We start from the raw sequence: 20554 nt of genomic DNA, 5'->3' as shown, positions 1-20554 counted from the left end.
AGACGACCTTTTTTATCGAAAAATTGTTGACAATTTTTCTAGAAAACTGCTGCCAAAAAACGGAAACTAGAGGATAATACCGCCCCTGAAAGTGTTTGTTTCCAGTTATAAATCTGTTTAAAAGGAATCCCCATGCCTTCCATCAAACGCGCCCTGATCAGCCTGTCCGACAAAAACGGCGCAGTCGAATTTGCCCAAACCCTGCACAAACTCGGTGTCGAAATCCTCTCCACCGGCGGCACGGCGAAGCTGCTTGCCGATGCGGGCGTTCCCGTGATTGAAGTCGCCGACTACACCGGTTTTCCCGAAATGCTCGACGGCCGCGTGAAAACGCTGCATCCGAAAATCCACGGCGGTATTTTGGGGCGGCGCGATTTGGGCGAACACGTCGCCAAGATGGAAGAGCACGGCATCGGCAACATCGACCTCGTGTGCGTCAACCTTTATCCATTCGCCGCCACCATCGCCAAACCAAACTGCACGCTGGAAGACGCGATTGAAAACATCGACATCGGCGGCCCGACCATGGTTCGTTCCGCCGCGAAAAACTGGAAACACGTCGCCATCGTTACCGATACCGCCGACTTTCCCGCCGTCGCAGCCGAAATGGAAGCCAACGGCGGCGCGTTGAGCGACAAAACCCGCTTCAACCTGTCGCGCAAAGCGTTCAGCCACACCGCCCAATACGACGGCATGATTTCCAACTATCTAACCTCGCTTTCAGACGACGTCTTGAGCGGCACGCCCGAAATCGGCGAATTCCCCAGCCAGTTCAACCAAAGCTGGATTAAAGTACAAGACATGCGCTACGGCGAAAACCCGCACCAACGCGCCGCTTTCTACCGCGATGTTTATCCCGCCGCAGGCAGCCTCGCCGCCTACCAACAACTGCAAGGCAAAGAATTGTCGTACAACAACATCGCCGATGCCGATGCCGCATGGGAAGCCGTCAAATCCTTCGATGCGCCCGCCTGCGTGATTGTGAAACACGCCAATCCGTGCGGCGTCGCCGTCGCAGCCGATACATTGACTGCTTACAAACTCGCCTACGCCACCGACACCACCAGCGCATTCGGCGGCATCATCGCCTTCAACCGTGAAGTGGACGGCGCAACCGTGAAACAGATTACCGACAACCAATTTATGGAAGTCCTGATGGCGCCGAAGTTTACCGCCGAAGCCCTTGAAATCGCCGCCGCCAAGAAAAACGTACGCGTATTGGAAGTGCCTCTGGAAGCAGGCGCAAACCGCTTTGAACTCAAACGCGTCGGCGGCGGGCTGTTGGTACAAACGCCCGACATCCACCGCATCAGCCGCGCCGATTTGAAAGTCGTCTCCAAACGCCAACCGACCGAGCAGGAGTGGAATGATTTGCTGTTTGTCTGGAACGTCGCCAAATACGTCAAATCCAACGCCATCGTGTTCGGCAAAGGCGGTCAAACCTACGGCATCGGCGCAGGTCAAATGAGCCGCGTGGACAGCACCCGCATCGCCGCCCGCAAAGCGCAGGACGCAGGCTTGGACTTAAACGGCGCATGCGCCGCCTCCGATGCCTTCTTCCCATTCCGCGACGGTGTGGACGTCATCGCCGAACAAGGCATCAAAGCCATCATCCATCCCGCCGGCTCGATGCGCGATCAGGAAGTTTTTGATGCGGCCGACGAACACGGCATCGCCATGGTGGTAACAGGCGTTCGCCATTTTAGGCATTGATTCGGGAAATAAATAATGTGAACAAAGGTCGTCTGAAAAACTATTTTCAGACGACCTTTTTGTACAAGAGATGTACAGGGATACACGGCAATTGCATTTTCATTCTGTCCGACAAAATGCCGCTGTTGAGGCTATTGGTCAATTTGCCCGCTGTTGATGGGAAGGAAGTGGGAGCAGAACCGCCATTCGTGTACCGCTTGATCATCGATATAGGCGTTCGGTTTAGGTAAAAATGCTTGGAAACATTCCGATATGCCCAATTCTTCTGCGCTGCGACGGGCGTAGTTGGCTCCTCCGCTGCTCCAAAGGTAAAGCATATGCCCGTTTTCATGCAGGCGGCGAACTTGGCGGATGACTTCGGGCATGGGAATGCGTGTACTGCCTACGCTTCGGACGAGGGTGTCGTCCACATCAATGAAAATAACGGAAGATCTGCTCATCGGTTTGATTGTTTCGAAATGGGTAGATAATTCAAATAGGGTCGTCTGAAAAAAGTCGTCTGAAACTTTTCCTATTTCTTTATGATTGTTTTATTCAATCTGTCACTATATTTGTTAAAGCGGGTTTATTGGTTCTCCCGTATCCATTTTTCCCAACGCTCGAACAGGGCGGGTTGTAGGGCGGCGATGACGGAGCGTTTGAAAACGTGTTCGCCGCTCCAGAAGTCGTCGCCTTCCAAAGTGGACAGGTTGCCGCCTGCTTCTTCGAAAATCAGCGCGCCGGCTGCGTAGTCCCACAGTTTTTGTCCGCCGTGGACGTAAACGTCGTAGCGTCCGCTGGCGAGGTAGCACCAGTCGAGCGTGCTGCTGCCCATGCTGCGGATGGTGCCGAAGGGGGCGAGCGTGCTCATGCGGCTGGTGAGTTTGCCGGAACGCAGGTATTTGATTTCGACGCCTGCGATGGCTTCGCTGAGTTTTTTGTCGACGGTGCGCAGGGGAAGTTGTGTTCCGTTGAGGTATGCGCCTTTGCCGCGTTCGGCGTAGAAACATTCGCCGCTGACGGGGTTGTAGATGATGCCGAGTTCGGCGCGGCCGTTTTTGACGAAGGCGACGGAAACGGCGAAATGGGGCAGTCCGTTGACGAAGTTGTTGGTTCCGTCTATGGGGTCGACGACCCACAGCCCGTCGGTATGCGCGTGCATTTTCCAAAGGGTGGTTTGTTCCTGCACGCTCATTTCTTCGCCGAGCATGGGACTGTCGATCAACAAGGGCAGGGCGGCGGCGAAGGCGGTTTGGGCGGCAAGGTCGGCTTCGCTGAGCATGGAGCCGTCTTCTTTGCGGTGCGACGGGGTATTCAGGAAGCGCGGCATGACTTCGGTTTGCGCGATGTGCCGGACGACTTTTTGCAATCGGTGTAACACTTTTTGTCCTTGTTTTTGCGGTTGGGGTGCGAAATCGTATAATCGCGTTATTATATCCGTTTTCACTTGAAGAACCATGTCCAGATTTTATCTGCCTGATGCTTTATATGCGGGGCAAGTCGTTGAACTGCCTGATAATGTTGTGCGTCATTTAAATGTTTTGCGTGTGCGCTGCGGGGAAGAGGTCGTTTTGTTTAACGGCAATGGCAAGGCATATCCTGCGCGTTTGGATGTTTTGGAAAAACGCCGTGCCTGCGCGGAGGTGTTGCGCGAGGAGGAGGCGGACAACGAATCGCCGCTGAAAATCACGCTGGTGCAGTCGGTATCGAGCGGCGAACGTATGGATTTTACTTTGCAGAAAAGCGTGGAGCTGGGCGTGATGGCGATTCAGCCGGTAATCAGCGAACGCTGCGTCGTGCGCCTGAGCGGCGAACGGGCGGACAAACGGGTGGCGCGTTGGCAGGAAATTGTGGTGTCTGCCTGCGAACAAAGCGGCAGGAATATGGTGCCGGAAGTGCGCCCGTTGCTGCCTTACCGCGAGGCTTTGAAACAGATGTCGTCTGAAACGACCAAGCTGTTGATGAGTTTGAACCGCGCCCAAAGTTTGCGTGCCGTCAAGCCGTTTTCAGACGACCTGATTTTTATGGTGGGGCCGGAAGGTGGCTGGACGGACGAGGAGGAGAGGATGGCGTTTGAGTCGGGATTTCAGTCGGTAACGCTGGGCAAGAGGATTCTGCGGACGGAAACCGCTTCGCTGGCGGCGATTGCGGCGATGCAGACGCTTTGGGGGGATTTTGTGTAATCGAGGTCGTCTGAAAACGGGATATGGAAACGTAAATTTTTAGATGGTCTGAAAAGTAAGTTTCATTGAAATCATATGTTTATATTTGTTTTTCAAACCATTGCGCGCTTTACCTGTTTTACGCCTTCGCGGCGTTGGGCAATTCATCCGTTTTCGCTTACAATAGCCGATTATCCGAATCAACGCTCAAAGGCCTTCACATGCAATACGCCAAAATTTTAGGTACCGGCAGCTATCTTCCCGCCAACCGCGTCAGCAACGACGATTTGGCGAAAAAAGTCGATACGTCCGACGAGTGGATTACCACCCGTACCGGCATCAAGTTTCGCCATATTGCAGACGAAGGCGAAAAAACCAGCGACCTCGCCGCCGAAGCATCGCACCGCGCGCTGGTTGCAGCGGGTGTCGCTGCCGATGAAATCGATTTGATTATCGTGGCGACCGCCACCCCCGATATGCAGTTCCCGTCCACTGCGACCATCGTTCAACAAAAACTCGGCATAGCAAACGGCTGCCCCGCATTTGACGTACAGGCAGTCTGCGCGGGCTTTATGTACGCCCTGTCCACCGCCAACGCCTACATCAAAAGCGGCATGGCGAAAAAGGCTTTGGTCATCGGCGCGGAAACGTTCAGCCGCATCGTGGATTGGAACGACCGCACGACCTGCGTTTTGTTTGGCGACGGCGCAGGCGCAGTAGTATTAGGCGCGTCCGACGAAGCGGGCATCATCCACAGCAAACTCAAAGCAGACGGCAATTATCTCGACCTGCTCAACGTACCCGGTCAAATCGCCAACGGGCAAGTTTGTGGTTCGCCCTACGTCAAAATGGACGGACCGGGCGTGTTTAAATTCGCGGTCAAAATGCTCGCAAAAATCGCCGACGAAGTCATCAGCGAGGCAGGTTATACCCCCGATCAAATCGACTGGCTCGTACCGCACCAAGCCAACAAACGCATCATCGACGCCACCGCCAAACACTTGGGTCTGGACATGGAAAAAGTCATCCTGACCGTACAGGAACACGGCAACACATCCGCCGCTTCCATCCCGCTCGCGCTCGATGTCGGCATCCAAAATGGTCAAATCAAGCGCGGACAAAACCTGTTGCTCGAAGGCATAGGTGGCGGCTTCGCGTGGGGCGCGGTGTTGGTGAAATACTGATTTTTTGTTTGTTTGAAAAACTTAAGAGGTCGTCTGAAACTGCGTTGGTGCGGTTTCAGACGACCTTTTTGATGGATGCGTGTCCGTAGTGAAATTCAAGCAGGGGTTATCCATGTCGTTATTCCCACGCAGGCGGGAATCCATTTTTGAATTGCAGCAATTTCCTTTCAAACAAAGATTTCTTGAGCTTGCCGATGAATTCCTGCCTGTGCGGGAAGGCAGACGGCAAGTGTCATATCAAAAGAAGATGACCAGCCCTATATCCGCTTAAAATATGAAAGGTCGTCTGAAAACCTGCTGCTTTGGTTTTCAGACGACCTTTCATCATTCAGACCTTATGAAAGTCCAAAAAATGCGCTGTTCGATCAGACACAGATGGCATTTACCGTATGATTTTTCTGCCTCGTAAAGGGTATTTATTTACCGTCCCGCGTACCGCCGAAACCGATATCGAAGGCCGAATTTTTGAGTTTTCCTGCAATCGAGTCGGCATTCGGACCGAAAACGCCCAGTTCGTAATCACCGGCAGGAACAAGTCTTTGGTTATCTATGAAGGTACCTTTATAAACATCAACATTGCTTCGTACACCCATGACTTCCTGTCCGTCCAGATTGATTTTTTCAAGCTTGCCTTTTCCCAGTATGAATTCTCCGTAATCTAATTGAAGCGCAGAAATTTCCCCATGACCGGTACGTTCGTCAAAATCGATGGTGTATACCAAATACCCTGGACGCGCACCGGCGACAATTTCAGCATCTTGGGGATTGGTGGAGTTGTTAAAAGCCATACCCTTATAAACCACCTTGCCCATCTTAGGCAAGGCTGACTCAAGTGTCGGGGTGCCGCTGATTTGGATATCTGTAACCTCTCCAGTGTAGCCGTCAGCTTGCAGCTTCATTTCTGTAATGCCTGTAACTGTCGAGTAAGGCAGTTCGTAAATCCGCTTGGCACTTCCATTCGGCATGGTTGTTACAGTTAAAGTCGGTTCTTTTGGAACGTTGCCTGCTGATTGGTTTTCAGCTGGTGTGGTTGCAGGCGTTTGCGGTTTGGTGTTGTCTGCTGCTTGGGTTGTAGGTGAATCGCCGTTGCTGCCACCTGATTGATCTGCGGCTGGTGTGGTTGCAGGCGTTTGCGGTTTGGCGTTATTTGCTGCTTGGGTTGAGGGATAGTCTCCACCGCTGCTGCCACAGGCGGCAAGTGCGACTGCGAGGATAGACAAAGAGAAGGCGCGTGATAGGTATGTCATGATATTTCCCTAAGCTCGTTTATGGACAATGTAAAGGATAATGTAAAGATTTTCTTCGGGTGCGAAGATGTCCATTCTCTTATGTTTTTTATAATTTTTCAATAAGTTATTTTGGATTTTGGTCAGTTTTTTGATAGAGGTTAAGAGGGAAGTTTTTCATTTGATTACATTGAAGCAGGGAAGGGGAAAAGCTTTTTGTATGCGTCAATTTATTTTTCAAATGCACAACTCGATGCTTGTAGATACCTCCTAATTCTTTTCACGCAAAAAAGGTCGTCTGAAAACGTGCAGTTGCCTCAAACCGACACTGTTTCAGACGACCTTTTATTCATTATGGTTAAATTCTGCATAAATTATGATAAATCGGTATAATTGGAAAACTGGTTATCCAATATATTTTTTCCTAATATAAAAATAAAATGAACCATAATAAACATTACGGGACAATCGCCCATTGGTTCGGGGAAATGAGCCGCGGCTCCATTATTTGCGACGAATCTTCGCAACGCATCTTTGCTAACCGCCAATCCCTCCACCCCGATTATCAAGAACCTGAAACCGGACACCGCGTCAGCTTTCAAATTGAAACGGAAAACAACCGCGCCGTCGCAAGGGATGTCGAGCGTGTCAATCCGGGTTATAAAAACAATGATAGTGTGGTCATTACACTGACCGACTGGGATTGGTCGAAGAATGGTGGTTATGAAATGGATGTTTCAAACGAAGGGCAGCCTGTGTTTGTGCTGGGACAGTTTCTTGCCGACCAAACCCGTACGCCTCGGGCGGGCAACCGCCTTGAAGGCACGCTCCGCCGTCATCCCAACGGACAGTGGCTGCTGGTCAATGCCGTTATCCGCAGTACGCCCGAATCCGAACCCGAGCCTGAGTCGATACACGCTGCGCCCGCGAAAAAAGAAAATGTTCAAACCGTACACTTTTCCCGTCCGGAGCACGGCCCGAAAGTTCAAGCAAAAATCGAGCAGCCGTTGGTTGCCGAAACCCGTTATCCCGCTCCGAAATCCGCCCAAAAGAATCTGCTGCCGCCCAATCAGGTCATGAGCGGTACGATTACCGCATGGGACGATGCCAAAGGCTACGGCTTTATCCGTTTCGGCGACGAGTCTCAAAATATTTTCTTCCACATCAGCGCGTACCATTACAATACCAGCCGTCCGCAAACAGGACAGCGCGTCAGTTTCTACTGCAACCGCCCAATAGAAGGCAACCGCCAACAAGCCGTCAAGGTTGTCCGGCTGGGCGACGAAGCATTCCTGTTTGACGAATTGCCACCCGACTACAACAGGCTTAATATCGATATGCAGGCACTCCTGATCAACAGCGTCATCGCCGTCGTTTTCTTGACCGTTGTCGCCGTACTTTCCAATAAACTGTTTTTCATTTACGTCCTTATCAGTATTGCCGCCTTCATCCTCTATCAACAGGACAAGCAGACGGCGATAGAGTCCGCGCGCAAAATCAGACGTAAAAACGAATACCAAAACCGCATCCCTGAAAACAAGCTGCATGCATTCAGCCTGCTGGGCGGTTGGCCCGGTGCATTGGTCGCGCGCGCCGCGTTCCGCCACAAAACCAAGAAAGTTCCTTTTGTTCAGATTTTCTGGCTGACGGTGGCAATAAATGTTGCCATTACCTATGCCCTGCTGATACATTACGCCGATAATCCTCTGACGAATTTTCTGAAAAACTAAACCAAAACAAAGGAATATCATGTCTTTTGCATTTTTCTTCCCCGGTCAGGGTTCGCAAAGCCTCAATATGATGGACGGCTTCGCAGGACAATCGGTCGTAAAAAACACCTTCGATGAAGCTTCTGCCGTCTTGGGTCAGGATTTGTGGGCGATGATTAACGGTACGGATGCGGACCTCATCGGGCAAACTGTGAATACGCAGCCTATCATGCTTGCCGCCGGCGTTGCCGTTTACCGTGCTTATCTTGAAGCGGGTGGCAAAACGCCTGCCGTCGTTGCCGGCCACAGTCTCGGTGAATACACCGCACTCGTTGCCGCCGGTGCATTGGATTTTGCAGATGCAGTCAAACTCGTCCGCCTGCGTGCCGAACTGATGCAGTCTGCCGTACCGCAAGGCGTAGGTGCGATGGCGGCGATCCTTGGCTTGGAAGACGAACAGGTTAAAGCCATTTGTGCAGAAGCCGCGCAAGGCGAAGTGGTCGAAGCCGTCAACTTCAATTCGCCCGGACAAGTCGTGATCGCGGGTAATGCCGCCGCCGTCGAGCGCGCCATGAACGCTGCGAAAAAAGCAGGAGCCAAACGCACGCTGCCACTGCCCGTATCCGTTCCTTCTCATTGCAGCCTGATGAAACCTGCCGCAGAGAAACTTGCCGAAGCACTCAAAACCGTCGAAATCAAAAAACCGCAAATCCGCGTCATCCATAATGCCGATGTTGCCGCTTACGATGATGCAGAGAAAATCAAAGACGCACTTGTCCGCCAACTTTACAGCCCTGTGCGCTGGACGGAAACCGTCAATGCGCTGGTTGCTGAAGGCATTGCCGAGTCAGCCGAATGCGGACCGGGCAAAGTGTTGGCAGGTTTGGCAAAACGTATCAACAAAGAAGCCGTGTGCAGCGCTTTGACCAATTCCGAACAAGTTGCTGCCTTTATCGAAGCGCATTAAACTTGCCGCCTTTTATGTTTCAGACGACCTTTCTTAATGAAAGGTCGTTTTTTAATGTCTGTCGGTTGTGTTCGGATAGGGAAGGGAATAGCAACAGGGAGATTTTTATAGTGGATTAACTTTAAACCAGTACGGCGTTGCCTCGCCTTGCCGTACTATTTGTACTGTCTGCGACTTCGTCGCCTTGTCCTGATTTAAAGTTAATCCACTATACATTCCAGTTCACTATCAATTTATTTTGAACATTTAAGGTCGTCTGAAAAAACTTTACAGAAATAAAAATTGTTATTCATTTAAAAACAGCAATTTCGTCGCATCGGTAACTTCATTGCGATATAATCATAGGCTTTACCAATCCGACAGATTAATAAAATATTCAATCTGCATTAATCTGGAACACCGAGCCAATGATAGAAAAACTGACCTTCGGCCTGTTTACCCAAGAAGATTCGCGCAGCTTCATGCGCTTGATGGCTTATATCCGCCCTTATAAAACACGCATCATTTTTGCGTTAATTGCTATCTTCGGCGTCGCCGCCACCGAAAGCTATCTTGCCGCCTTCATTGCCCCCTTGGTCAACCAAGGCTTCGCCCCGCCTTCAGCTCCGCCCGAACTCAATACCGCAGGCGGCATCGTCGCCACGCTGCAAAACTGGAAAGACCAATTTACCTACCTGATTTGGGGTACGCCTAACAAAGTCTGGGTTGTACCGGTATTTTTTATCTTTTTGGTCATTATTCGAGGCATCAGCCGCTATGTCAGTACCTATCTCTTGACTTGGGTTTCCGTCATGGCAATCAGTCATCTGCGCCGCGATATGTTTGCCAAGATGCTGCAACTTTCTTCCAAATTCCATCAGGAAACCCCGTCCGGTACGGTTTTGATGAATATGGTTCAAATGGCGGAACAATCCATCAGCAACGCCAGCAATGTATTTATCGTGCTGACCCGCGACACCATGATTGTCATCGGTTTGGTCTGCGTCCTGCTTTATTTGAACTGGCAGCTCAGCTTGGTCGTCGCCCTGATGTTCCCGCTGCTGTCTTTGTTGTCCCGCTATTACCGTAATCGTCTGAAAGACATTATTGCGGGAGCGCAACTCAGTATCGGTACCATGAACAATGTCGTCAACGAAGTCCATCAAGGACACCGCGTGGTCAAACTCTTCGGCGGCCAACGTCAGGCTGCCGAACGTTTCACCGCTGTCAACGACACCATCGTCCGTCTCGGTAAAAAAATCACTCAAGCGACTGCGGCACGTTCCCCGTTCAGCGAACTGATTGCTTCGTTTGCTTTGGCCGTCGTTATCTTTATTGCCCTTTGGCAGAGTCAGCAGGGGCATACCACCATCGGCGAATTTATGGCATTTATCGTTGCCATGTTGCAAATGCTCAGCCCGATCAAAAACTTGGCGAACATCAGCATCCCCATGCAGACTATGTTTATTGCTTCTGATGCCGTTTGCCAATTCCTCGATACCGAGCCTGAAAAAGATAACGGTACAAAAATCCTGACCAATGTCGAAGGTCGTCTGAAATTTGATAACGTCGATGTCCGCTACCACACAGACGGTAAAAAAGCCTTGGACAGCTTTAATCTCGATATCCGCAAAGGCGAACGCGTAGCCCTGGTCGGCCGCTCAGGCAGCGGTAAATCTACTGCCGTCAACCTGCTTCCGCGTTTTGTCGAACCGAGCTCGGGCGCGGTTTATTTGGATGATGTGAATATCGAAGACATCAAACTCGACAACCTGCGCTCCCAGTTCGCCCTTGTTTCGCAAGATGTCTTTTTGTTTGAAGGCACGCTTTGGGAAAACGTCCGTTACAGCCGTCCCGATGCCACTGAAGAAGAAGTATTGGCAGCCCTCAAAGCCGCGAATTTGCAAGATTTGGTTGAAAGCTCGCCGCATGGTTTGAACCAACCGATCGGTGCAAACGGCAACCAACTCTCCGGCGGTCAGCGTCAACGTGTCGCCATTGCCCGCGCCATTCTGAAAGATGCCCCCATCTTACTTTTGGACGAAGCCACCAGCGCGCTGGACAACGAATCCGAACGCCTCGTCCAACAAGCCCTTGAACGCCTGATGGAAAACCGCACCAGCATCATTGTCGCCCACCGACTAACCACCGTCGAACAAGCCGACCGCATTATTGTCATGGACGACGGTCATATCGTTGAGCAAGGGTCACATGATGAATTGATGGCGCAAAACGGCTACTATGCCATGCTACGCAATATGCCGAAGCAGATAGCAAGTTGATTTTCAGACGACCTGTCGGTCAGTTGAAGGGCGATTTGCCTAAGAGGTCGTCTGAAAACACCGAGCTGCAAGACAAGGAAGGCTGCCGAACAGACAGAAAGGAACTATCCGCATGAATCATCAAGCCCAGTCCCCCACCGTCTCCGTGATGATCCCTTACTACAACTGTAAGGAATACATTGTAGAAACCATCCAGTCCGTCCTTAGCCAAAGCCATCAGAATTTTGAAATCATCATTGTTGATGACGGCTCCGACCCGGAACACGCCGATTATTTGAGGGAGTTTTTGGCAGACAAGCCCGCCATACGTTACGCCGTACAAAACAATCAAGGCGTTGCCGCCGCTCGAAACCATGCAGCGCGACTGGCGGGGGGTAAATACTTCCTGTTTCTTGATTCAGACGACCTCATCCTGCCGGATTACATCGAAAAATGCGTCACGGTTTTGGAAAACAATCCCGACTGTAAGCTGGTGTATCCGTTGGCAGAATATTTTGATGCGCAAGAAGGTTTGTGGAATCTGCCGGATTATGACGGTTTGGAAAGCCTGTTGACGGGCAACCGTTTTCCTTCATCCGTCTCCATGCACCGCGCTGAAGATTTTGCTGCCTTGGGTGGATTTGATGAAAACCTGACAACACATGAAGACTGGGATTTTTGGATACGCCTCTTAAGCAACGGCGGAACCGTTATCCGCATTCCGGAAGTGTTGTTCCGCTACCGTAAACGCCGTGACGGGTCATCGCTGATCAACCGCTTGGAGCAAAATCCTGATTTAAACCGCGAAGACTGGCAAAAAGTCTACGAAAAAAACCGCGCGCTGTTTATGCAATATCATTTGGGATATTCCGACTGTATTCAAAAAATATCCTTACTAGAACAACAAATCCAATCTTTATCCGAGCTAAACCTTCAATTGCGAGAAGACAATACCAATATGCAAAATCAAAACCAAGAATTGCAGCATGTAATGGCAAAACTGCTGCAACAAACCGAACTGTCTGCCAAGCAGACCGAGTCTCTGCAACAGCAAATCGACATGTTGATGCAGTTGATGGTGCGCAGCCAGGCAGCAGAAGAGCAATCGAAAGAACAAGAAAAACAAATCGAACTGCTGAAAAAACAAATCGATACCTTGCAGCAGGAAAAACAGTCGCTCGAACACACCATCCATACCTTGAATGAAAACAGGCAATCGTTCGAGCAAACCATACACGGACTCAATGAAAACCGTGCTTTATTGGAGCAGCACATCCGTCAGGAAAGTCAACGATTGGCAAAATACAAAGGGTTGTGGACGGTTAAGGTATTCAAGCCTTTCGTTAAAACCGAACAGGCCATCAGCTCTGCCAACCGCTACCGCAAAGGCTTCCGTTTTTTGGTACGCGAGAAGGGCAGTATCGGCAAGGCATATCAGTTTTTACGCCGCCATTACAAGCAAACCCATTCGATTAAAAGCGTGAAACAGATATTGAAAGCCGTCAGTTCTGCATCGGCTTTTGAGCATTCGATTCAGGCAGACCCGATTCCGCAAACGTTTATCCAGCGGCTGTCCAAACATGCTGCCGACACGCTTGCGCCTAAAGTTGCCATCATTGCCGAACTTAGTATTCCGCAATGCAAAAAATACCGCGTTATCCAAAAGCAGGAAATGCTTGAAGAGCTGGGTATTCCTTGTTCCGTGACTTCATGGATGGACAGCAACGAAGCCAAGAAACAGATTTCTTTGGCAAGTTTGGTGATTTTCTACCGCGTTCCCGGTTTTGACAGCGTAATGGATTTAATTGCGGAATGCCGTCGTCTGAACATCAAAACATTATGGGAAGTGGATGATCTGGTTTTTGACGAAGACGTCCTGAAAACCAGCAGCACCATCAACTTGCTTGAACCGGCAGAAAGAGAGGGCGTAATCAACGGCGCGAAACTTTACCGTCAAGCCATGTTGGCGTGCGACGAAGGTATCGCTTCGACTTCCGGGCTGGCAAAAGCCATGAAGGAAGCAGGTTTGGAAACCGTTTATGTGGTTGAAAACGCGTTGGATGATGAAACGCTGGCAGCGGCACGCAGCATTGAGGGTCGTCTGAAAAAACAAGAAGACGGTTTGATTCGGATTATTTACGGTTCTGGCACCAAAACGCACAACATCGACTTCTTGGAAGCCGCTCCCGCACTTGCCAACATATTGAAAGAAAATCCGAATGTCAGGTTCAGAATCATCGGATATTTGGAGCTGCCCGAATATTTCGATGAAGTACAAAGCCAAATCGAGCGCATCCCATTTTGCAACTATACGGAATACCTGACTTATTTGTCCGAATGCGACATCAGCATCGCACCTTTGGAAAACTTCGTTTTCAACGATGCCAAGAGCAATATCAAATACCTTGAAGCCTCGATTACCAAAGTGGCGTCCGTATGCTCGCCAAGGGCGGCTTTTGCCGATGTGATTGTCAACGGTGAAAACGGCTTTCTGGCAGACAACGAACAGCAATGGCATGAAGCGTTCGACACTCTGATTCAAAATCCCGAGCTGCGCGACAGTATGGCGCAGGCGGCATACCGTACGGTCACGGAAACATACAGCCCGCAAGCCATCGGCAGCACGCAGCTTGCACCTGCCGTCCGTTTTGAATCTGCCGCAAAAGGGAAGACCAAAGTCTTATCGTTTAACGTTTTCTATCATCCTCAATCGTTTGGCGGGGCGACCATCGTTGCCGAACAACTGAACAAACTGCTTGCCGATGAAGAAACCTACGAAATATATGCGGTAACGACTTTGCCGATGAAGAGCTGGCTGCCGCCGTACAGCGTTATCCGTTACGAATACGGCAAAGTAACCGTTTTCGGCGTTGCCGTTCCCTCAGAAGATGCAGCCGCCCACGAAAACCTGCGTTTTGATGCAGCTGTCAAAGACATCATCGAACTTGTACAGCCCGACATCGCCCATATCCACTGCATTCAAAGCATGGGTGTCGGTATGGTAGATATTTGTCGGGAAGCTGGTGTCAAAACCCTCGTTACCCTGCATGACGCATGGTGGATTTGTCCGAACCAGTTCATGCTTGACGAAAATGAAGTCTTCCGCGAGCAATGGAATACCGAAGACGAACGGAGCAAAACCATAGCCCGCGCCCTGTCGAAAATCGATATGTTGCTTGCGCCCAGCAAATATTTTGCCGAACTGCATGAAAGAACTTTGGGCAGGAACGTCCTCGTCAACAAAAACGGCGTTACCCGCCCCTTGGGTCAAATATCCAAACGGAAAAAAGACGTTATCCGCTTCGGCTATGTCGGCGGAAAAACCAAAATCAAAGGCGTTCATCTGATTTTGGAAGCCTTCAGGAAACGCCGTTTCCCCAACACCGAACTGGTTGTCGTGGACAATATGCTCAACGTCGGCGCACGTTCGTTCTTTGACAGCGATTTCGACGGCGTGGAACGCTTCCGCATCGAACCTGCTTACAGCCAAGATACCATCGACCACTTCTTCTCGGAAATCGATGTTTTGTTGTTCCCGACCCAATGGAAAGAAAGTTTCGGGCTGACGGTCAGAGAGGCAGTGTTGCGTGATGTTTGGGTAATCGCTACTGACGCGGGCGGTGTGTCCGAAGACATTATCGACGGCGAAAACGGCACGGTCATTCCGTTTGACAGCGGCGTGGAAGAATTGAGCCGCGCCATTGCCGAAGTTTGCGAACGCTATCAAGCAATGGACGATGGCGCAGTCATTGAATTGCCGAAAAGCCATATTCGGACTTTTGCGGAACAAAAAGACGAATTGGCAGGCCTATATCAAGAAATACTGTCGAACCAAGCAGATTGATGTTTTCAGACGACCCTTTCGATGGCAGCAAAGGGTCGTCTGAAAATGACAGCGAATGAACTTTGAACCCGTACGGCGTTGTTTTGTCTAAAATAATTTTCACTGCATTGAAGCACTTGATATTAACCGCATCACATCTTAATCATGAACAAAACCATCATACTGGTCGCCCCATATATGTACGGGTTGGATAAGTGCATAGAAAAAAATCTGCACTTCCACGGCTTCAATGTTATCAATCTCTGTTACGATGACAGGGATTCATACTATCCGCACATAGGCTGCCGTATTCTCGGTTTGTATCATAAACACATTAAAAAAGACGGAGATTATAAGAAAAAACTGAAATATGCCCGCTATCAGAAACAGATAACCGAAAAACTGGCTACATTGGAAGGAAACAAAGCAGACTATGCTCTTTGTATTCGCGCCAATATTTATCCCAAAGAAATTATTTCTGCTGTTCGTGAGCATAGCAAAGTATGTGTCAACTACCAATGGGACGGTATCGACCGTTTCCCCGACATCATCGAATATCTGCCCTATTTTGACCGCTGCTGGGTGTTCAATAAAAACGATGTGGAGAAATACCCCCAACACCGTTTTAAAGCAACCACCAATTTCTATTTCGATTTTCCCATTGAGGGAAACGGAAAAACGGAAGGTCTTTATTTTTTAGGCGGCTACGAAGCAGGCAGAGAACATCAAACCTCCGTTTTTCTTAATGAAGCACGCAAGCTGGGATTGCCTTTGGATTTCCATATCTACTGCAAAGACGACCGTGCAAGCAAAATTTTTGGCAACGACGGCATTATCTATTTAAATAGACAAAGCATCCTAAGCTTTGAGCAAAATCTGCAAAAGGTCAAAAACTGTCTGGCAGTCGTCGATTTTGTCCAATTTGAAAATTACGGCTTGTCTTTCCGCGTATTTGACGCCCTGTGTTTCGACAAAAAACTGATTACCAGCAATCAGGCAGTAACGGAATGCGACTTCTACCATCCCGACAACATCTTCATTTGGAACGGAGAAAGCCTTGATGGATTGGAAGACTTTTTCAGACGACCTTACCATCCCGTTTCCGAAGAAATAAAAAACAAATACGCCTTCGGCAACTGGGTTCGCCGAATCCTCGACATATCAGACAAAGCATAAAGAGATACCATGCCGACCGAACAAAAAACGATTATCTTGGGGATGCCTGCCGACAACCAAATCTACCGCGTCATCGAAGCCGCCTTAAATCATCACGGCTTCAACGTCGTCAGCGTCGTCATGGACAACCTGAATTTCCGCTATCCTTCCCTTTCCAGTCGTCTGAAAGTCAAATTCAGACAACTGGTGCTGCGGGACAAAAACGCCAAAAAAGACTTTAAATCCGCCCAATTGATCCGAGACGTCGAAAATAAACTGGCAGCGCACGGCAAGGCGGATTATGCCCTGTTTATCCGCGGCGATATTTACTCGCCTGAGTTTCTGGATATGATTAAACGCCATACCCGTCATGGCAATATGGTCAACTACCAATGGGACGGCATCGACCGTTTCCCCGCCATTTGGGATTGTACCGACCGGTTTGACCGTATTTACGTTTTTGATCCCGACGATATGCGAAATCCGAAACATCCCTTCCTGCCGACCACCAACTTCTATTTCGACCACGACGTCAACCTGCCCGAAAACCCGCCCAACGATTTCTATTTCATCGGCTGGCATATACCCGAACGCGCCCCGATTATTTCCGCGTTCGGCAAAGCGGCAGAAACGCTGGGCTGGAAGCTCGACTTCAATATCGGCTGTTTGAATACCAATGTAAAAAACCTCCGCCGTTTTTATCCTACGGAAAACATCAAAGTCTTCATCGGGATTAGAAGTTTCGCCGACAACCTCGAAGCCGCCAAACAGGCAAAAATCCTGATAGATTTCAAAACGCCCGTTCACAACGGTCTCTCGTTCCGCCCCTTCGAAGCTCTCGGTTACCGCAAAAAACTGATTACCACCAACGCCGAAATCCAGAAATACGATTTCTACCACCCCGACAACATCTTCGTTTGGGATGGTAAAAGTTTGGACGGTTTGGCAGAATTTGTCGCCAAACCCTACTGCGAACTGTCGCCCGAAATCTACCAAAAATACAGTTTCGGCAACTGGTTGCGCTATATTCTAGACATACCGCCCCATCAAAAAATAACCCTGCCCGAATAAACGGAAAGGTCGTCTGAAATTTGACGATATAGCAGATAAAATAGGCAATGCCTGCACTGTTATTCCCGCCTGTGCGGGAATGACAATACGGAGGCTTCTTATTTTGTTTCAGACGACCTCAAAAATTAGATTCATCACACTATTTATGCTATAAGGTCGTCTGAAATTGACAGACTCCATTCCCAAAACAAGGAAGTAAACATGAGCACACAAGATTTAAGCGGCAAAGTCGCATTGGTAACAGGCGCATCGCGCGGTATCGGCGCGGCGATTGCCGACACGCTGGCGGCGGCAGGTGCCAAAGTTATCGGCACGGCAACCAGCGAAAGCGGCGCGGCGGCGATTAGCGAGCGTCTGGCGCAATGGGGCGGCGAAGGCCGTGCATTGAATTCCGCCGAACCCGAAACCATCGAAAACCTGATTGCCGACATCGAAAAAGCGTTCGGCAAGTTGGACATTCTGGTCAACAATGCCGGCATCACCCGCGACAACCTCTTGATGCGCATGAAAGAAGAAGAGTGGGACGACATCATGCAGGTCAACCTCAAATCCGTGTTCCGCGCCTCTAAAGCCGTATTGCGCGGCATGATGAAACAACGCGCCGGCCGCATCATCAACATTACATCCGTTGTCGGCGTGATGGGTAATGCCGGTCAGACCAACTATGCCGCGGCAAAAGCAGGCTTGATCGGTTTCTCCAAATCCATGGCGCGCGAAGTCGGCAGCCGCGGCATTACCGTCAACTGCGTTGCCCCCGGCTTTATCGACACCGACATGACCCGCGCGCTGCCTGAAGAAACCCGCAAAACCTTCGAAGCGCAAACTTCGCTGGGCAAATTCGGCGAAGCGCAGGACATCGCGGATGCGGTATTGTTTCTCGCTTCCGACCAAGCGAAATACATCACCGGTCAAACGCTGCACGTCAACGGCGGTATGTTGATGCCTTGATTCGGCTTGGAAAATAAAGAAGGTCGTCTGAAAACGGATTTCAGACGACCTTTTTGTTTTGTTTAGTCTGCTTGCAGCAGTTGCTTGTTGAGTTCCGCCTGTATCAGCAGACCGTGGGTGAAGTTGCGGCTGTCGGCGAGGATGAGTTTGCCGCCGTAGCGTTTGGCGATGGCGTCGGCGATGGAGAGTCCGAGTCCGGTGCCTTGTTGTTCCGTACCGAGTATGCGGTAGAAGGCGTCGGTTACGCGGCTGCGTTCGGCGGCGGGAATGCCGGGGCCGTCGTCTTCCACCCAGATGGTGAGGGTGGTCGGGGTCTCGCTGAAACCTATGTCGATGCGGCCGCCTGCGGGGGTGTAGCGGATGGCGTTGTCGGTAAAGGTTTTGATGAGGGTGTAGATTTCGGTGTCGTCGGCGCGGATACGGATGTCGTTTTCGACGGCGACGCCGATGTCTTGTTGTTTGTCGAGCGCGAGGGGCATGAGTTCTTGCAGCACGCGGCGGAACTGGGCTTGCAGGCTGATGTCGGTCAGGTTGCGTTGGGTCTCGGAGCCTTGGGCGCGGGCGTGGGTCAGGAGCTGCTCGAGCAGGTGGCGGTTGCGCTGTATGCTTTGGAGGATGAGTCCGGTCTGTTCGCGGGCTTCGTCCGATTGGGGCAGCTTGGTGAGCCGTTCTGCCTGAAGGGAGAGGGCGGTCAGGGGGCTGCGCAGTTCGTGGGCGGCATCGGCGATGAAGCGTTGCTGGCGGCGGATGTTTTCGCCTGTACGTTGCAGCAGTTGGTTGATGGCGGTAACGAAGCCTTGTATTTCGCTGGGCACGCCTTCTCCGTCCAGCGGCGAGAGGTCGTCTGAACGGCGTTGTCCGAGGGAGGCGGAAAGGGTCTTAACGGGACGCATGGCGCGGTAGGTGATCCACACGGTCAGCAGGATCATGAGGGGCAGGGCGATGAGCAGCGGGAGGACACTTTGGTAGGCGGCGGTGGCTGCGAGATCGTCGCGGTATTCGGTTTCTTGGAGTACGGCGATTTTACCTTGCGGAGTTTGGCGGACGTAGGCGCGGTATTCGTCGTCATCGTCGTCGTCAACGCCGCCTTTGATGGTGTGGAATCCTTCGCCGAGTGTGTTGGACAAGGGGACGGTGTCTTCTTGTCCGAATGTTTGGATGAGGATGTGGTTTTCGCTGCCTATTTGTGTGTAGTCGGTGGTTTTGGGGTTGATGTAGGCGGCGGTTTGGCGCAACAGGTCGTCCTGAAGCTCTTCGGCTTCATGGTAGGTTTGGTAATAGGAGAATGCGCCTGCGATGATGGACAAAGGCAGGAACATCAGTATCAGGGCGATGCTGATACGGACTTGCAGGGATTGTTTGAGGGTCTGGATAAAGTGATGCATAGTGTGTTTGGTGAGGCTGTTTTAGGTTTTGTTATGGATTATGGCATGGGCGGGCGGATGCGCGGTTTGAGGTTTCAGACGACCTCTTTGGCGACCAGCCAGCCTACGCCGCGTACGTTTTGGATGTGTTCTTTGCCGAGCTTTTTACGTAGGGCGTGGATGAGAAAATCGACGGCGTTGCTCTCGACTTCTTCGCCCCAGCCGTAGATTTTGTCTTCAAGGTCGCTGCGGGAAAGGATGATGCCGGGACGCATCATCAGGGCTTGGAGGACGGCAAATTCTTTGTTGCTCAGGAGGACGGGTTTGTCTTGTCCTTTGACTTCGACTTGGTAGGTGGCGGGGTTGAGGGTGAGCGCGCCGTTGGTCAGCAGGGTTTGGCTGTGGCCGCTGTGGCGGCGCAGGACGGCGCGCATACGGGCTTGCAGCTCCGCCATGTCGAAGGGTTTGACGATGTAGTCGTCGGCTCCGCCGTCCAGTCCGTTGAGGCGGCTGTGTAGGTCGTCGCGGGCGGTTACGATGAGGACGGGGGTTTTGCTGCCTTCGTGTCGGATTTGGGTGAGAACATCCAACCCGTCTTTGCCGGGCAGTCCGAGGTCGAGCAGCAGCAAGTCGTAGTTCTGCGCCTGAAGGGCGGTGGAAACTTGGCTGCCGTTTTTGACCCAATCGACGGCATAGCCGCTGTCTTTGAGGTTGGCGGCTACGGCTTGGGCAATCATGTGGTCGTCTTCTGCAAGCAATACGCGCATGGTGTTCTCCTTAATCAGCGGGAAGGATAGCAGGGGAAAATTAGGAGGGGTTTAGCGGGAGGTCGTCTGAAAGGGGCGGCTGGTTTTCAGACGACCTTTTGTTGCTTTTCCGTACTTGATTGGGTTTCCTTCGGCGTGGGTTCTGCCGGGTATGGTGGACATTTTCTTCTAAAGGAATACTGCACTTGAATGGTCTGCCGATTTTGCCAAAAGGTCGTCTGAAAACCCCGATTCCGTTTTCAGACG

At 51.0% G+C, this 20554-nt stretch carries 15 protein-coding genes; 10 read left to right on the top strand and 5 right to left on the bottom strand.

Annotation, left to right across the window (positions count from 1 at the left end; translation table 11 throughout):
• Nucleotides 1-132: 132 nt before the first annotated feature.
• The gene (gene purH, locus AC5M9B_RS05095) at nucleotides 133-1713 is read left to right on the top strand and encodes a bifunctional phosphoribosylaminoimidazolecarboxamide formyltransferase/IMP cyclohydrolase (protein WP_019271491.1); all 1581 of its coding nucleotides are present in this window, start codon (nucleotides 133-135) and stop codon (nucleotides 1711-1713) included.
• Nucleotides 1714-1844: 131 nt separating this feature from the next.
• Here purH and AC5M9B_RS05090 read toward each other — a convergent pair whose 3' ends face one another.
• Nucleotides 1845-2228, bottom strand: coding sequence for a DUF705 domain-containing protein (locus tag AC5M9B_RS05090; RefSeq protein ID WP_487648337.1), 384 nt, complete (start codon nucleotides 2226-2228; stop codon nucleotides 1845-1847).
• A 50-nt stretch (nucleotides 2229-2278) separates the two neighbouring features.
• Complete coding sequence (locus AC5M9B_RS05085) at nucleotides 2279-3073, bottom strand: inositol monophosphatase family protein (protein ID WP_029609862.1); 795 nt, start codon at nucleotides 3071-3073, stop codon at nucleotides 2279-2281.
• Between the two features lie 76 nt (nucleotides 3074-3149).
• Between AC5M9B_RS05085 and AC5M9B_RS05080 the strand changes: the two genes are divergently transcribed.
• Nucleotides 3150-3875: a 16S rRNA (uracil(1498)-N(3))-methyltransferase gene (locus AC5M9B_RS05080; protein ID WP_070654810.1), complete on the top strand. Its 726-nt coding sequence runs from the start codon at nucleotides 3150-3152 to the stop codon at nucleotides 3873-3875.
• A 200-nt stretch (nucleotides 3876-4075) separates the two neighbouring features.
• Nucleotides 4076-5038, top strand: coding sequence for a beta-ketoacyl-ACP synthase III (locus AC5M9B_RS05075; RefSeq protein WP_070654812.1), 963 nt, complete (start codon nucleotides 4076-4078; stop codon nucleotides 5036-5038).
• Between the two features lie 416 nt (nucleotides 5039-5454).
• On the opposite strand, the gene AC5M9B_RS05070 is transcribed toward AC5M9B_RS05075, so the two are convergent.
• Complete coding sequence (locus tag AC5M9B_RS05070) at nucleotides 5455-6285, bottom strand: factor H binding protein domain-containing protein (RefSeq protein ID WP_070654814.1); 831 nt, start codon at nucleotides 6283-6285, stop codon at nucleotides 5455-5457.
• A gap of 419 nt (nucleotides 6286-6704) precedes the next feature.
• Between AC5M9B_RS05070 and AC5M9B_RS05065 the strand changes: the two genes are divergently transcribed.
• The 7 genes from AC5M9B_RS05065 (at nucleotide 6705) to fabG (ending at nucleotide 18177) form a co-directional block, all read left to right on the top strand.
• Nucleotides 6705-7994 (top strand): DUF1294 domain-containing protein, encoded by a 1290-nt coding sequence (locus AC5M9B_RS05065; RefSeq protein WP_070654816.1) that lies wholly within the window; start codon nucleotides 6705-6707, stop codon nucleotides 7992-7994.
• A 19-nt stretch (nucleotides 7995-8013) separates the two neighbouring features.
• Nucleotides 8014-8940, top strand: a complete 927-nt coding sequence (gene fabD, locus AC5M9B_RS05060; protein WP_070654818.1) for an ACP S-malonyltransferase — start codon at nucleotides 8014-8016, stop codon at nucleotides 8938-8940.
• A 407-nt stretch (nucleotides 8941-9347) separates the two neighbouring features.
• Nucleotides 9348-11201 carry a lipid A export permease/ATP-binding protein MsbA gene (msbA, locus tag AC5M9B_RS05055; protein WP_019270111.1) on the top strand — a complete coding sequence of 618 codons (1854 nt, stop codon included), beginning with the start codon at nucleotides 9348-9350 and terminating at the stop codon, nucleotides 11199-11201.
• A gap of 112 nt (nucleotides 11202-11313) precedes the next feature.
• The gene (locus AC5M9B_RS05050; protein WP_487648328.1) at nucleotides 11314-15024 is read left to right on the top strand and encodes a glycosyltransferase; all 3711 of its coding nucleotides are present in this window, start codon (nucleotides 11314-11316) and stop codon (nucleotides 15022-15024) included.
• Nucleotides 15025-15168: 144 nt separating this feature from the next.
• Nucleotides 15169-16179, top strand: a complete 1011-nt coding sequence (locus tag AC5M9B_RS05045) for a WaaS/CpsH family glycosyltransferase (RefSeq protein WP_487648327.1) — start codon at nucleotides 15169-15171, stop codon at nucleotides 16177-16179.
• Nucleotides 16180-16188: 9 nt separating this feature from the next.
• The gene (locus tag AC5M9B_RS05040) at nucleotides 16189-17229 is read left to right on the top strand and encodes a WaaS/CpsH family glycosyltransferase (RefSeq protein WP_487648326.1); all 1041 of its coding nucleotides are present in this window, start codon (nucleotides 16189-16191) and stop codon (nucleotides 17227-17229) included.
• Between the two features lie 201 nt (nucleotides 17230-17430).
• Nucleotides 17431-18177 carry a 3-oxoacyl-ACP reductase FabG gene (gene fabG, locus AC5M9B_RS05035; RefSeq protein ID WP_009311008.1) on the top strand — a complete coding sequence of 249 codons (747 nt, stop codon included), beginning with the start codon at nucleotides 17431-17433 and terminating at the stop codon, nucleotides 18175-18177.
• Between the two features lie 62 nt (nucleotides 18178-18239).
• On the opposite strand, the gene AC5M9B_RS05030 is transcribed toward fabG, so the two are convergent.
• Together AC5M9B_RS05030 and AC5M9B_RS05025 are read right to left on the bottom strand one after the other, a co-directional pair.
• Nucleotides 18240-19562: an ATP-binding protein gene (locus AC5M9B_RS05030; protein WP_487648325.1), complete on the bottom strand. Its 1323-nt coding sequence runs from the start codon at nucleotides 19560-19562 to the stop codon at nucleotides 18240-18242.
• 74 nt (nucleotides 19563-19636) lie between these two features.
• Nucleotides 19637-20308, bottom strand: a complete 672-nt coding sequence (locus AC5M9B_RS05025; protein ID WP_003763089.1) for a response regulator — start codon at nucleotides 20306-20308, stop codon at nucleotides 19637-19639.
• Nucleotides 20309-20554 lie beyond the last annotated feature (246 nt).

The organism is Neisseria flava (genome assembly GCF_982712965.1).
The sequence above is the reverse complement of the archived record's forward strand: the minus strand, read 5'-3'. Positions and strand labels throughout refer to the sequence as shown.

Coding starts and splice junctions, on each gene's coding strand:
- AC5M9B_RS05040 (WP_487648326.1), top strand. CDS start 16,189: ATGCCGACCGAACAAAAAACGATTATCTTGGGGATGCCTGCCGACAAC.
- AC5M9B_RS05070 (WP_070654814.1), bottom strand. CDS start 6,285: ATGACATACCTATCACGCGCCTTCTCTTTGTCTATCCTCGCAGTCGCA.
- AC5M9B_RS05030 (WP_487648325.1), bottom strand. CDS start 19,562: ATGCATCACTTTATCCAGACCCTCAAACAATCCCTGCAAGTCCGTATC.
- fabD (WP_070654818.1), top strand. CDS start 8,014: ATGTCTTTTGCATTTTTCTTCCCCGGTCAGGGTTCGCAAAGCCTCAAT.
- msbA (WP_019270111.1), top strand. CDS start 9,348: ATGATAGAAAAACTGACCTTCGGCCTGTTTACCCAAGAAGATTCGCGC.
- AC5M9B_RS05050 (WP_487648328.1), top strand. CDS start 11,314: ATGAATCATCAAGCCCAGTCCCCCACCGTCTCCGTGATGATCCCTTAC.
- AC5M9B_RS05045 (WP_487648327.1), top strand. CDS start 15,169: ATGAACAAAACCATCATACTGGTCGCCCCATATATGTACGGGTTGGAT.
- AC5M9B_RS05065 (WP_070654816.1), top strand. CDS start 6,705: ATGAACCATAATAAACATTACGGGACAATCGCCCATTGGTTCGGGGAA.
- purH (WP_019271491.1), top strand. CDS start 133: ATGCCTTCCATCAAACGCGCCCTGATCAGCCTGTCCGACAAAAACGGC.
- AC5M9B_RS05025 (WP_003763089.1), bottom strand. CDS start 20,308: ATGCGCGTATTGCTTGCAGAAGACGACCACATGATTGCCCAAGCCGTA.
- fabG (WP_009311008.1), top strand. CDS start 17,431: ATGAGCACACAAGATTTAAGCGGCAAAGTCGCATTGGTAACAGGCGCA.
- AC5M9B_RS05075 (WP_070654812.1), top strand. CDS start 4,076: ATGCAATACGCCAAAATTTTAGGTACCGGCAGCTATCTTCCCGCCAAC.
- AC5M9B_RS05080 (WP_070654810.1), top strand. CDS start 3,150: ATGTCCAGATTTTATCTGCCTGATGCTTTATATGCGGGGCAAGTCGTT.